This is a genomic window from Curtobacterium sp. VKM Ac-2887, assembly GCF_015350935.1.
In the GTDB taxonomy this organism is placed as follows: domain Bacteria; phylum Actinomycetota; class Actinomycetes; order Actinomycetales; family Microbacteriaceae; genus Curtobacterium.
Genome location: NZ_JADKSB010000006.1, coordinates 1 through 13,074 on the forward strand (window position 1 = coordinate 1; position 13,074 = coordinate 13,074).

Sequence of the window (13,074 nt, forward strand, 5' to 3'; positions counted from 1 at the left end):
CCCGTGGCGGCGCCGCCACGGGCCTCCCGGCCGCCTGGTGGGCACGTCCACGGCCGCGCCAGGTCCCGTACTGACCCGCAACGACGTCCTCGACGTCGTACGACGTCGAGGACGTCGCATCCCCGCGCGCGCAACCGTCGCGCACGCGCACCAACGACGAAGGCGACGCCGTACGACATCGAGTTCGTCGTACGACGTCGCCCAGTGGCGGCCCGCAGTGACTAGAAGGTGAAGACCTGCGGCAGCAGCGGGTCGATGCCCACGGCGATGAAGAGCAGCGTCAGGTACGTGATCGAGCTGTGGAACACACGCATCGGCTGCACGTGCTCGACGTGCTGGATCGCCCGCGAGTACAGCCGGTGCGACTCGACGACGAACCAGATGCCACCGGCCAGTGCGACCACGGTGTACAGCGGCCCCATGTGCGCAACGGGGATGAGCAGGAGCGAGCAGACGAGCGTCGCCCAGGCGTACAGCACGACCTGCAGGCCGACGACGGTGCGGCCACGGACCACAGCGAGCATCGGGACGTCGGCGGCGTCGTAGTCGTCGCGGTACTTCATCGACAGCGGCCAGTAGTGCGGCGGCGTCCACAGGAAGATCACCATGAAGAGGATGACCGGGGCCCACGTCAGCGACCCGGTGACGCCCGCCCAGCCGATGAGCACGGGCATGCAGCCGGCCGAGCCGCCCCACACGATGTTCTGCGGGGTGCGGCGCTTGAGCCACAGCGTGTAGACGAACACGTAGATGAGGATCGCGATGACGCTCAGGGCCGCGGCGAGCCAGTTCACCAGGAACCCGAGCACCGCCGTCGACAGGACGCCGAGGATCCACGAGAACACGAGGGCTTCGCGGTCCGAGAGCTCACCGGTCACCAGCGGGCGGGTGCTCGTCCGCTTCATCAGGCGGTCGATGTCACGGTCGATGTAGCAGTTGAAGGCCGACGCCGAGCCAGCGGACATCGCCCCGCCCAGCATCGTCCAGAACACGAGCCAGAGGTCCGGCACGCCACGCTCGGCCAGGAACATGGTCGGCGCGGTGGTCACGAGCAGCAGCTCCATGACCCGCGGCTTGGTCAACGAGACGTACGCACGGACCTTGCGGGACAGCGTCGATCGGGGTCGATCGGTGTCGGGCCTGGTCACGGTGGCAGTCGGCAAGGGAACCTCAGTCTGTTCGCATCAGCTCGCACACTCGGTGGACGACTGCGGCGGCGTCCGGGCATGCGCTGACCCGGAATGTCCACGGGTCGTCGACAGTTTACGTGATGGAAGCGCCGCGATGATGCCCCGCTCCCCCATCCCGTGCAGACATCCCGTGCAGAACGACGGGCGGCGGAGCACGACACGCCCGGCGGACGAGGGCCCGGGTGACCCGACTCGTGAACATCGGGCGTCACCTGAACCCCTTCTGAGTGGCTGGTCACTATGCTGGACCTGCCCTCCCGCAGTGCGCGCCCCGATGACGTCGGCCGCGATGAGCCGGTCGGCCGCCGCTAGACGGCGACACGACTCGGCCCCGGGATGGCCACATGTCCGTGCGATGGCACGAGCCCTCGCACATGTCGCATCAAGAAGGGTCAACATCCAAGTGGCTGAATTCACCTGGGACGCCATCGACCGGAAGGCCGTCGACACGGCCCGCGTTCTCGCCGCCGACTCGGTCGAGGCCGCCGGCAACGGTCACCCCGGCACCGCGATGAGCCTCGCGCCGCTCGCACACCTGCTCTTCCAGAAGGTGATGCGTCGCGACCCGAGCGACTCCACCTGGATCGGCCGCGACCGCTTCATCCTCTCCGCCGGTCACGCCTCGATCCTGCAGTACGTGCAGTTCTACCTGCACGGCTACGGCCTCGAGCTCGACGACCTGCAGCACCTGCGCAAGTGGGGCTCGAAGACCCCGGGTCACCCGGAGTACGGCCACACCGACGGTGTCGAGATCACCACCGGCCCGCTCGGCCAGGGCCTCGCGTCCTCGGTCGGCTTCGCCTACGCCCAGCGCTTCGAGCGCGGCCTGTTCGACCCGGAGACCCCGGCCGGCCAGTCGCCGTTCGACCACTTCACCTACGTGATCGCCGGTGACGGCGACATGCAGGAGGGCGTGACGAACGAGGCGGGCTCGCTCGCCGGCCGTCAGCAGCTCGGCAACCTGATCGCGTTCTACGACTCGAACCAGATCTCGATCGAGGACAACACCGACATCGCGTTCTCGGAGAGCGTCCCCGAGCGCTACGAGGCGCTCGGCTGGCACGTCCAGATCGTCGACTGGAAGAAGACCGGCGAGTACTCCGAGGACGCCGTGGAGCTCCACGCCGCGATCGAGGCCGCCCAGCAGGTCACCGACAAGCCGTCGCTCATCGTCCTCAAGACGATCATCGGCTGGCCGTCGCCGACCAAGCAGAACTCCGGCAAGATCCACGGTTCGGCGCTCGGCGCCGACGAGATCAAGGGCCTCAAGGAGGTCCTCGGCTTCGACACCGCGAAGACCTTCGAGGTCGCCCCCGAGGTCCTCGAGTACACCCGCGGCGCCGTCGCCAAGGGCCAGGCGCAGCACGCCGAGTGGCAGAAGACCTTCGACGCGTGGGCTGCTGCCAACGCCGACAAGAAGGCGCTGTTCGACCGCGTCAACGCCAAGGAGCTCCCCGCGGACCTCGAGGCAGCACTGCCGGTCTTCCCGACCGACAAGGCCGTCTCGACCCGTGCCGCCTCCGGCAAGGTCATCAACGCCATCGCGCCGCTGATGCCCGAGTTCTGGGGTGGCTCGGCCGACCTCGCCGAGTCGAACCTCACCACGATCGAGGGCGCCAAGTCCTTCGGTCCGGCCGAGGCCTCGACGTCGACGTGGAGCACCGACCCGTACGGCCGCGTGCTGCACTTCGGCATCCGCGAGCACGCCATGGGCTCGATCCTCAACGGCATCGTCCTGCACGGGAACACCCGCCCCTTCGGCGGCACGTTCCTGATCTTCAGCGACTACATGCGTCCGGCGGTCCGTCTCGCCGCGCTCATGGGCGCCCCGGCGATCTACGTCTGGACCCACGACTCCGTCGCCCTCGGCGAGGACGGCCCGACGCACCAGCCGATCGAGCAGGTCTCGTCGCTCCGTGCGATCCCGGGTCTCGACGTGGTCCGCCCCGCCGACGCCAACGAGGTCGCGTACGCCTGGCTCGAGATGCTCAAGCACACCGACCGCCCGGCCGGCATCGCGCTGAGCCGTCAGAACCTGCCGGTGTTCGAGCGTGGCGAAGGCGACGCCTCCGGTGAGGTCTTCGCCTCGGCGAAGAACGTCGCCAAGGGTGCGTACATCCTGGCCGAGGCGCCGAACGGCACCCCGGACGTGATCCTCATCGCGACCGGTTCCGAGGTCCAGATCGCCGTCGAGGCCCGTGAGCAGCTCAAGGGCGAGGGCATCAACGCCCGCGTCGTGAGCGCACCGTCCATCGAGTGGTTCCGCGCCCAGTCCGAGAACTACCAGGACCAGGTGCTCCCGAAGGACGTCACCGCTCGCGTGTCGGTCGAGGCCGGCATCGCCATGAGCTGGCGCGACATCGTCGGCGACAAGGGCCGCAGCGTCTCGATCGAGCACTTCGGTGCCTCGGCCGACTACCAGACGCTCTTCAAGGAGTTCGGCTTCACGACGGAACACGTCGTGGCCGCCGCGAAGGAATCCATCGCGGCTTCCTGACCCGCAGGGGCCGGGTCCGGTTCGCCGGATCCGGCCCTTCTGCCGGGAGGCGCGGTTCGGCTCCGCCACGCGCCCCCGGTCCCCCAGACCCCGGCCATCAGGCCGATGAAGGAAAGAAGAGAAACACATGGCTGAGAACACCCCCACTGCCGCCCTCTCCGCGGTCGGCGTGAGCATCTGGCTCGACGACCTGTCCCGCGAGCTCCTCGAGACCGGCAAGCTCACCGACCTCATCGCACAGAAGAACGTCGTCGGCGTGACCACCAACCCGACGATCTTCGCGTCGGCCCTTGCCAAGGGCGAGCGCTACGACGCCCAGGTCAAGGAGCTGGCCGCCGCCGGCACCGACGTGACCGAGGCGATCTTCGAGATCACCACGCAGGACGTCGCCAACGCGTCCGACGTCTTCAAGCCGATCTACGACGAGACCAAGGGCTTCGACGGCCGCGTCTCGATCGAGGTCGAGCCGGGCCTCGCCCACGAGACCGCCAAGACCATCGAGCAGGCCAAGTTCCTGTTCGACAAGGTCGGTCGCGAGAACGTCCTCATCAAGATCCCCGCAACGGTCGAGGGTCTCGAGGCCATCACCGAGGTCATCGGCGCGGGCATCTCGGTGAACGTCACCCTGATCTTCTCGCTCGAGCGCTACCGCGCCGTCATCGACGCCTACCTCGGTGGGCTCGAGAAGGCCAAGGCCGCCGGCCACGACCTGTCGAAGATCCACTCGGTCGCCTCGTTCTTCGTGTCGCGCGTCGACTCCGAGATCGACAAGCGCCTGGACGCCGTCGGCACCGACGAGGCCACGGCCCTGAAGTCGAAGGCCGGCATCGCCAACGCGCAGCTCGCCTACCAGGTCTGGACCGAGGCGTTCGCCTCCGAGCGCGCCCTCGGCCTGCTCGAGGCCGGTGCGAACACGCAGCGTCCGCTCTGGGCCTCGACCGGCGTCAAGGACCCGTCGCTGCCCGACACGCTCTACGTGACCGAGCTCGCCGCCCCGAACACCGTGAACACGATGCCGGGCAAGACGCTCGACGCCACGTTCGACCACGGTGAGATCCACGGCGACGCCATCGCCGGCACCTTCGACGCCGCGCAGCAGGTCCTCGACCAGCTCGCCGCGCAGGGCATCGACTACGACGACGTCGTGGCGCTGCTCGAGAAGGAGGGCGTGGACAAGTTCAACGTCTCGTGGGGCGAGCTCGTCGACACCGTGAAGACCGCGCTCGAGGGCGCCAAGTAGTGACGGTTTCCATCGCTGCCAGCGGCGATGCCGCGCGGGCCATCGACTCGGTGGTCCCGCGGCTCGTCGCTGACCTGGTGGCCTCGGGCATCACCGCCCAGGACCCCGAGCTGTGGGGACCGGACGCCGAGGCCGAGGCGTCCAAGCGCCTCGGCTGGGTGGAGGCCGTCTCGGTCTCCCGCCCGCTCGTCGCCCAGATCACCGCGCTGCGCGAGTCGCTCCGTGCCGAAGGGGTCGACCACGTCGTCCTCGCCGGCATGGGCGGCTCGTCGCTCGCGCCGGAGGTCATCACGCGCACCGCCGGCGTCCCGCTGACGGTGCTCGACTCGACCGACCCCGCGCAGGTCCGTGCCGCCGTCACGACGGACCTCGAGCGCACCGTGCTCGTCGTCTCGTCGAAGTCCGGCTCCACGCTCGAGACCGACTCCCAGCGCCGCGTCTACGAGCAGGCGTTCCGCGACGCGGGCATCGACCCCACCGGCCGCATCGTCGTCGTCACCGACCCGGGCTCCGCGCTCGAGGCCGCCGCGATCGACGCCGGCTACCGGGTCTTCACTGCCGACCCGACCGTCGGCGGCCGCTACTCAGCGCTCACCGCGTTCGGTCTGGTGCCCTCCGGTCTCGCCGGAGCGGACATCGCCGAGCTGCTGGACGAGGCCGACGCCATCTCCGCGCTGCTGTCGGTCGACCTCGACGAGAACCCCGGGCTCGTGCTCGGTGCGGTCCTCGCCGGCACCGACCCGCTGCGCGACAAGATCGCGATCGTGCCGGACGGCACCCACATCGTCGGGTTCGGCGACTGGGTGGAGCAGCTGATCGCGGAGTCGACCGGCAAGAGCGGACGCGGCCTGCTGCCCGTCGTGCTGCACGCCGACTCCCCCGAGGTCTCCGCAGCCCTGCCGGACGTCCAGGTCATCCGCCTGGTCGGTTCGCGCGAGGACGAGCGCCACGTCGCCGAGGGCGAGGTCGAGATCACCGGCACGCTCGGTGGTCAGATCCTCGTCTGGGAGTACGCCGTCGCGGTCGCCGGGCGGTTGCTCGGCATCGACCCGTTCGACCAGCCCGACGTCGAGGCCGCCAAGGTCGCGACCCGTGCGCTGCTCGACGACCGTCCCGCGCCTGCGGAACCCGCGTTCACCGAGGACGGCATCGCCGTCTCCGCGACGCCCGGACTGCCGGTCGGGACGACGCTCGCAGAAGCCGTGACGGGCCTCCTGTCCGAACTGGACGCCACCGGCTACGTGGCGGTGCAGGCGTACGTCGACCGCACCACGAACCGTGACCTCGAGACGCTCCGCGACGCCCTGGCGGCGCGCACGCGTCGGCCGGTCACCTTCGGGTACGGCCCGCGGTTCCTGCACTCGACCGGGCAGTACCACAAGGGCGGACCCGCCACGGGAGTGTTCCTGCAGATCGTGGCGGACGAACCGGACGACCTGGCGATCCCGGGTCGGCCGTTCACGTTCGGCCAGCTCCTCCAGGCCCAGGCAGCGGGTGACGCGAGTGTCCTCGCGCAGCACGGCCGCCCGGTCCTCACCCTCACGACGTCGGACGTGCGCGCCGCCACCGCGGCCATCGCCTCCGCCGTCTCCCACTGACTCGTAAGGAGTTCACCGACTCATGTCACCGGTGGCAATCACCCCGGAGCACAACCCGCTCCGGCTGCCGACGGATCGTCGACTGAACCGGATCGCGGGACCGAGCACGCTCATCATCTTCGGCGTGACGGGCGACCTGTCACGCAAGAAGCTGATGCCGGCGGTCTACGACCTGGCCAACCGGGGGCTCCTGCCCCCGGGGTTCGCGCTCGTCGGCTTCGCCCGTCGCGACTGGGAGGACCAAGACTTCTCCCAGCTCGTGCACGACGCCGTCAAGGAGCACTCCCGCACCCCGTTCGACGAGGACGTCTGGCGTCAGCTCGAACAGGGCATCCGCTTCGTCCAGGGCTCGTTCGACGACCCCGAGGCGTTCCTGCAGCTCAAGCAGACCGTCGACGACCTGGACGCCGAGCGCGGGACGCTGGGCAACCACGCATTCTACCTGTCCATCCCGCCGAAGATGTTCCCGGTGGTGACCGAGCAGCTGAAGCTGTCCGGCCTCACCACGAAGCGCGAGGGCTCGTGGAGCCGCGTGGTCGTCGAGAAGCCGTTCGGCTCCGACCTCCGCACCGCGCGTGAGCTGAACGCGATCGTCGAGAGCGTCTTCGCGCCCGACGACGTGTTCCGCATCGACCACTACCTCGGCAAGGAGACCGTCCAGAACCTGCTGACGCTCCGGTTCGCGAACCAGATGTACGAACCCATCTGGAACTCGAACTACGTCGACCACGTGCAGATCACGATGGCCGAGGACATCGGCGTCGCGGGACGTGCCGCGTACTACGACGGCATCGGCGCGGCGCGCGACGTCATCCAGAACCACCTGCTGCAGCTCCTCGCGCTCACCGCGATGGAGGAGCCCGTCTCGTTCAAGGCCGCCGACCTGCGCGCCGAGAAGGAGAAGGTGCTGTCCGCCGTGCGGCTGCCCGAGGACCTGTCGACCGCCACGGCGCGTGGACAGTACGCCGGCGGCTGGCAGGGCGGCGAGAAGGTGCTCGGATTCCTCGACGAGGCCGGGATGAACCCGGAGTCCGGCACCGAGACGTACGCCGCGATCAAGCTCGACATCGCGACCCGTCGCTGGCAGGGCGTCCCGTTCTACCTGCGCGCCGGCAAGCGGCTCGGGCGCCGTGTGACCGAGATCGCGATCGTCTTCAAGCGCGTCCCCGAGGACGTCTACGGCAACTCGCAGTCCCCCCTTGGTCAGAACGCGCTCGTGATCCGCGTCCAGCCGGACGAGGGCGTCACGCTCCGGTTCGGCTCGAAGGTCCCCGGCGTCGGCACCCAGGTGCGCGACGTGACGATGGACTTCGGCTACGGCCACGCCTTCACCGAGGCATCCCCCGAGGCGTACGAACGACTCATCCTCGACGTGCTGCTCGGTGACCCGCCGCTGTTCCCGCGGCACCAGGAGGTCGAGCTGTCCTGGAAGATCCTCGACCCGATCGAGGAGTTCTGGGCCACGCAGGGCCAGCCCGAGCAGTACCGTCCCGGCACGTGGGGTCCGGCGTCCGCCGATGCCCTGCTCGCCCGCGACGGCCGGACCTGGAGGCGTCCATGAAGATCGACCTGCCGAACACCACGGTCTCGAAGATCCAGAAGAAGCTGGTCCACATCCGCGAAGAGGGCGGCGCCGTCGCCCTCGGTCGTGTCCTGACGCTGATCATCTCGACGGCCCTCGGCCACGAGGAAGAGGCGATCGAGGCGGCGAACGAGGCGTCCCGCGAGCACCCGATGCGCGTGATCATCGTGTCGAAGAACGACGGCGACACGAAGTCGCCTGGCCGTCTCGACGCGCAGATCCGCGTGGGCAGCGACGCGGGCGCCAGTGAGGTCATCGTCCTCCGCGCCTACGGCGAGACCGCGACCGACGAGGAGAGCCTGGTCACGGGCCTGCTCCTGCCGGACGCCCCGGTCGTGGCCTGGTGGCCGCAGACCGCGCCGTCGCAGCCGTCGGCCTCGGCACTGGGCCGCATCGCCCAGCGCCGGATCACCGACGCCGCCGCGCAGAAGGACCCGAACGGGGCGATCGAGGCGCTCGGTGCCTCGTACGTTCCGGGCGACACCGACTTCGCGTGGACCCGACTGACCCTGTGGCGGAACCAGCTCGCCGCGGCGCTCGACCAGCCGCCGTACGAGCCCATCACGGGCGTCGAGGTGACGGGCGCGTCGGACAGCCCGTCGACGATCCTGCTCGCCGCGTGGCTGCAGCTCCAGCTCGAGGTGCCGGTGACGGTCACCACGTCGCCGCGTGCAACCGGGTCGAGCGGCATCCACGGCGTCAAGCTCGTGCGCGAGTCGGGCACCATCGATCTCGAGCGTTCCCTGGTGGACGTCGCGACGCTCTCGATGCCCGGTCAGCCCACGCACGACCTGTCGCTGCCACGCCGCAACCTGCGTGACTGCCTGGCCGAGGAACTCCGTAGACTCGACCCGGACGTCCTCTTCGGAGACGTCGTCAAGCACGGGGTTCCCCAGCTGCGCGAGACCATCGCCCGCTGAGCACCCCACAACGGTCGGGCCGCCTGTCTGGTGCAGGCGGCCCGACCGGACCGAAGGCGGTCGTACGACCGGTCGGCCGCCACGAACACGGGAGTCACGTGACCAACGAACGGCGGGTGCTCGTGCACCCGGACAAGCAGGCCCTCGGCGCTTCGGTCGCCGCACGCTTCATCACCAAGATCATCGACGTGCTCGACGAGCAGGAGCGTGCCGACATCGCGATCAGCGGTGGCTCGGTGTCGTCCCTCGTCCTCGCCGCGATCGGCCAGTCGCCGGCGCGCGAGAGCGTCGACTGGTCGAAGGTCCACGTCTGGTGGGTCGACGAGCGCTGGGTGCCGGCCGGTGACGCCGACCGCAACACCACGGGGACGCAGACCGACTTCTTCGACCACGTCGACATCCCGGAGTCGAACATCCACCCGATGCCCGCGTCCGACGCCGGCATCGACATCGAAGCGGCCGCGCTGCAGTACGAGCGCGAGCTGCAGGACGCCGCGTACGAGGGTGCCGTCGCTCCGCGCTTCGACATCACGCTGCTCGGTGTCGGCCCCGACGGGCACACCGCGTCGCTCTTCCCCGAGTTCCCGCAGCTCACGGTCACCGACCGCGCCGTCGTGTCGGTCGACGACTCCCCGAAGCCGCCGCCGCAGCGCCTGACGGTCACCTACCCGGTGATCAATGCCTCGCAGCGCGTGTGGGTCATCCTGTCCGGTGCCGAGAAGGCGTCGGTCCTCGGGCTCGCCCTGGCGGGCGCCTCCGTCGAGGACGTCCCCGTGGGCGGCGTCCAGGGTCGCAAGCGCACCGTGTTCTTCGTGGACCAGGACGCCGCGCGCGACGTCCCCGAGAACCTCATCGCGTCGACGTACTAGACGCGCGTCCTGCCTGACGGGAGGCCCGGTGCCAGCTGGCACCGGGCCTCCCGTCCGTCTGTGGTCGCTCCCACCGCTCCCGCCGCCGCCCCACACCCGCTGGCCGGCGCCGAGCGGTCAAGAAGTGTCGCCTGAACGCGCCCCGGGCGACAGAAACCGCCGCCGCAGCGAACCGCACGCGGCATGTCGTGACCACTCGGCGAGCCGGCTCTCCGCGCGGCACCCGGCAACCGAACGATTGCGACACCCCGCCGACACGACGCCGAGCGGTCAAGAGCTGTCGGCTGCGGGCGTCGCAGGCGACAGAACGTGCCACCACCGCGAGCCGCATACGGCGCGTCGTGACCACTCGGCGAGTAAGCCCCCGCGCGGTGAGCACTGCCACCCGCCCCCACGACGCACGAAGGCCCCCACACCATCGCGGTGTGGGGGCCTTCGTGCGTGTTTGGGCGCTACGCCTTCTTGGCCGCGGTACCGCGACGCTCGCGGAGCTGCTGGAGCGCGTCCTCGAGGAGCTGCGCTGCCTCTTCCTCAGTCCGACGCTCCTTCACGTACGCGAGGTGCGTCTTGTATGGCTCCGTCTTGGAGACCACGGGAGGGTTCTCCTTGTCGCGCCCGGCGGGGAGCCCGCTCGACGGCGAATCGACCGTCTCGGGGATCTCTTCGTCCGGGAGGTTGGCGGCGAAGTACCGCACGACCTCGTTGCCGAGGGCGTCCCAGTACGAGATCGCCACACGCTCGGCCTGGACCCCACGGTCCTGTTCGCCCATCGGTCCGGCGCCGACGCGGGACCCTCGGATTGCACTGCCTCCGCTAGCCATGGATCAGACCCCCGCCGTGAACTTGTTGATGAGACCGAGCACGATGATGGAGACGATCCAGACCAGACCGAGGATCACCGTGATGCGGTTGAGGTTGCGCTCGGCGACGCCGGACGCCCCGAGGTTGCTCGTCACGCCGCCACCGAACATGTCGGAGAGGCCGCCACCGCGGCCCTTGTGCAGGAGGATGAGGAGCGTGAGCAGGAGGCTCGTGATTGCGAGCAGGACCTGCAGCACGACGGAGAGTATCGCCACGACGTACCTTTCGTGTCAGTCAGCCGTACCAGTGTACCGGCCGCGCGGGGCACGGCCGGTACACGGACGGGAGTGGTGCGGACTACAGCCCGACGACAGCCGGTGTGGCTACAGCCCGACGTGCTGGCGGAACCGGGCGATCGCCGCGAACTCCTGCACGTCGAGGGATGCGCCGCCGACGAGGGCGCCGTCGATGTCGGGCTCACGGAGGAACCCGGCGATGTTGCCGGACTTGACCGAACCGCCGTACAGGACGCGCGTGTCGGCAGCGGCCTGGTCGCCCCAGGCAGCAGCGATGCCGCGACGGATCGCGGCGCACTCGTCCTGCGCCTGCTCGGCGGTGGCCGCCTGGCCGGAACCGATCGCCCAGACGGGCTCGTAGGCGACGACGATGTCGGACGGCTGCACGGCGTCGAGCACGACGCGGAGCTGCTCGACCGGCACGACGCCGGCGCCGCGCTGTTCGCGCTGCTCACCGGTCTCGCCGACGCAGACGACCGGCACGAGGCCGTGCTTGACTGCCGCGGCGGTCTTGGCCGCGACGACCTCGTCGGTCTCACCGTGCAGCGTGCGCCGCTCGGAGTGTCCGACGATGACGTACTGCGCGTCGAGCGCCGACAGGAACGCGCCGGAGACGTCGCCGGTGTAGGCACCGGAGTCGTACTGCGACAGGTCCTGCGCACCGAAGTGGATCGGCAGCTTGTCGGCCGAGATGAGCGTCTGCACGCTCCGCAGGTCGGTGAAGGGCGGGAACACCGCGACCTCGACGTCCTCGAAGTCGTGGCGGGCGTCCTTCAGGGTCCAGGCGAGCTTCTGGACCGTGGCGATGGCCTGGAGGTGGTCCAGGTTCATCTTCCAGTTGCCGGCGATCAACGGCGTGCGGGTCATGCGGACCACCCCAGTGCTTCGAGACCGGGAAGCGACTTGCCCTCGAGGAACTCGAGGCTCGCACCGCCACCGGTCGAGATGTGCCCGAACTGGTCGTCCGAGAAGCCGAGCGAGCGGACCGCAGCGGCGGAGTCGCCACCGCCGACCACACCGAGGCCGTCGACCTCGGTCAGGGCCTTGGCGACGGTCTTCGTGCCGGCGGCGAAGGCCGGGAACTCGAACACGCCCATCGGGCCGTTCCAGAACACCGTCTTCGAACCGGACACCGCCGACGCGAACCGCGCCGCCGTCTCCGGGCCGATGTCGAGGCCGATGCCGTCGGTGCCGAACGACGACGACTCGATCGCGTCGGCCGCCACCGTCTCGTGCGCCGCGTCGGCGGAGAACCCGGAGGCCACCACGACGTCGGTCGGCAGGTCGATCGTCACGCCGAGCTCCTTCGCCCGCGACAGGTACTCGCGGACGACGTCGAGCTGGTCGGCTTCGAGCAGCGACTTCGCCACCCCGTGGCCCTGGGCCGCGAGGAAGGTGAAGAGCATGCCGCCGCCGATGCACAGCGTGTCGACCTTGGGCAGGATGTGGTCGATGACGCCGAGCTTGTCGCTGACCTTCGAGCCACCGAGCACGACCGTGTACGGCCGTTCCGGCGAGGAGGTCAGGCGCTCGAGCACCCGCAGTTCGGTCTCGATGAGCGAACCGGCTGCGCTGGGCAGCGCGGACGCGAGTTCGTAGACCGAGGCCTGCTTGCGGTGCACGACACCGAAGCCGTCGGAGACGAAGGCGTCACCGAGAGCCGCGATGCGGTCCGCGAAGGCGGACCGCGCGGCAGCGTCCTTCGAGGTCTCCTCCGGGTTGAACCGGAGGTTCTCGAGCAGCAGGACGTCACCGTCCTCGAGGGCCTCGGCGGCTGCGGTCGCCTCGTCGCCGACGGTCTCGCCGACGAACGTGACCTCTTTGCCGAGCAGCTCGGAGAGCCGCTGGCCGACCGGCGCGAGCGAGAACTCCGGCTTGGGTTCCCCGTCGGGGCGGCCCAGGTGGGAGATCACGATGACGCGCGCGCCGGCGGTGATGAGGGTGTTGAGGGTCGTCAGGGACGCCCGCACGCGGCCGTCGTCCGTGATCGTGCCGTCCTTGAGCGGGACGTTCAGGTCACAACGGACGACGACGCGCTTGCCGGCAAGGTCGCCGAGGTCCTCGAGGGTGCGGAGGGCCAT

The 13,074-nt window shown here is 69.7% G+C and carries 11 protein-coding genes; 6 read left to right on the forward strand and 5 right to left on the reverse strand.

Annotated elements, in window-relative coordinates:
- Nucleotides 1-221: 221 nt before the first annotated feature.
- On the reverse strand, nucleotides 222-1,148 hold the full coding sequence (locus ITJ69_RS08355; protein ID WP_111083966.1) for a heme o synthase: 927 nt from the start codon (nucleotides 1,146-1,148) through the stop codon (nucleotides 222-224).
- Between the two features lie 445 nt (nucleotides 1,149-1,593).
- On the opposite strand from ITJ69_RS08355, the gene tkt reads away from it, so the two are divergent.
- The 6 genes from tkt (at nucleotide 1,594) to pgl (ending at nucleotide 9,896) form a co-directional block, all read left to right on the forward strand.
- On the forward strand, nucleotides 1,594-3,687 hold the full coding sequence (gene tkt, locus ITJ69_RS08360; RefSeq protein WP_123671736.1) for a transketolase: 2,094 nt from the start codon (nucleotides 1,594-1,596) through the stop codon (nucleotides 3,685-3,687).
- 127 nt (nucleotides 3,688-3,814) lie between these two features.
- A complete protein-coding gene (gene tal / locus ITJ69_RS08365) occupies nucleotides 3,815-4,927 on the forward strand; it encodes a transaldolase (protein WP_194672537.1) in 1,113 nt (370 codons plus the stop codon).
- Complete coding sequence (locus ITJ69_RS08370) at nucleotides 4,927-6,525, forward strand: glucose-6-phosphate isomerase (RefSeq protein WP_194672538.1); 1,599 nt, start codon at nucleotides 4,927-4,929, stop codon at nucleotides 6,523-6,525. Before tal ends, ITJ69_RS08370 begins: the two co-directional genes overlap by 1 nt.
- A gap of 22 nt (nucleotides 6,526-6,547) precedes the next feature.
- On the forward strand, nucleotides 6,548-8,086 hold the full coding sequence (gene zwf, locus ITJ69_RS08375) for a glucose-6-phosphate dehydrogenase (protein ID WP_194672539.1): 1,539 nt from the start codon (nucleotides 6,548-6,550) through the stop codon (nucleotides 8,084-8,086).
- On the forward strand, nucleotides 8,083-9,027 hold the full coding sequence (locus ITJ69_RS08380; protein ID WP_111083961.1) for a glucose-6-phosphate dehydrogenase assembly protein OpcA: 945 nt from the start codon (nucleotides 8,083-8,085) through the stop codon (nucleotides 9,025-9,027). The genes zwf and ITJ69_RS08380 overlap by 4 nt, the downstream gene beginning before the upstream one ends.
- A gap of 98 nt (nucleotides 9,028-9,125) precedes the next feature.
- Complete coding sequence (gene pgl / locus ITJ69_RS08385; RefSeq protein ID WP_111083960.1) at nucleotides 9,126-9,896, forward strand: 6-phosphogluconolactonase; 771 nt, start codon at nucleotides 9,126-9,128, stop codon at nucleotides 9,894-9,896.
- A 452-nt stretch (nucleotides 9,897-10,348) separates the two neighbouring features.
- Here the strand turns inward: pgl and ITJ69_RS08390 are convergent, their stop codons facing one another.
- From ITJ69_RS08390 to ITJ69_RS08405, 4 genes are all read right to left on the reverse strand, one after another.
- Nucleotides 10,349-10,717, reverse strand: a complete 369-nt coding sequence (locus ITJ69_RS08390; protein ID WP_027465686.1) for an RNA polymerase-binding protein RbpA — start codon at nucleotides 10,715-10,717, stop codon at nucleotides 10,349-10,351.
- Nucleotides 10,718-10,720: 3 nt separating this feature from the next.
- Nucleotides 10,721-10,972, reverse strand: a complete 252-nt coding sequence (gene secG, locus ITJ69_RS08395) for a preprotein translocase subunit SecG (protein ID WP_017887256.1) — start codon at nucleotides 10,970-10,972, stop codon at nucleotides 10,721-10,723.
- 108 nt (nucleotides 10,973-11,080) lie between these two features.
- Nucleotides 11,081-11,860, reverse strand: coding sequence for a triose-phosphate isomerase (gene tpiA, locus ITJ69_RS08400; RefSeq protein ID WP_123294452.1), 780 nt, complete (start codon nucleotides 11,858-11,860; stop codon nucleotides 11,081-11,083).
- A complete protein-coding gene (locus ITJ69_RS08405; RefSeq protein WP_123294371.1) occupies nucleotides 11,857-13,074 on the reverse strand; it encodes a phosphoglycerate kinase in 1,218 nt (405 codons plus the stop codon). Before ITJ69_RS08405 ends, tpiA begins: the two co-directional genes overlap by 4 nt.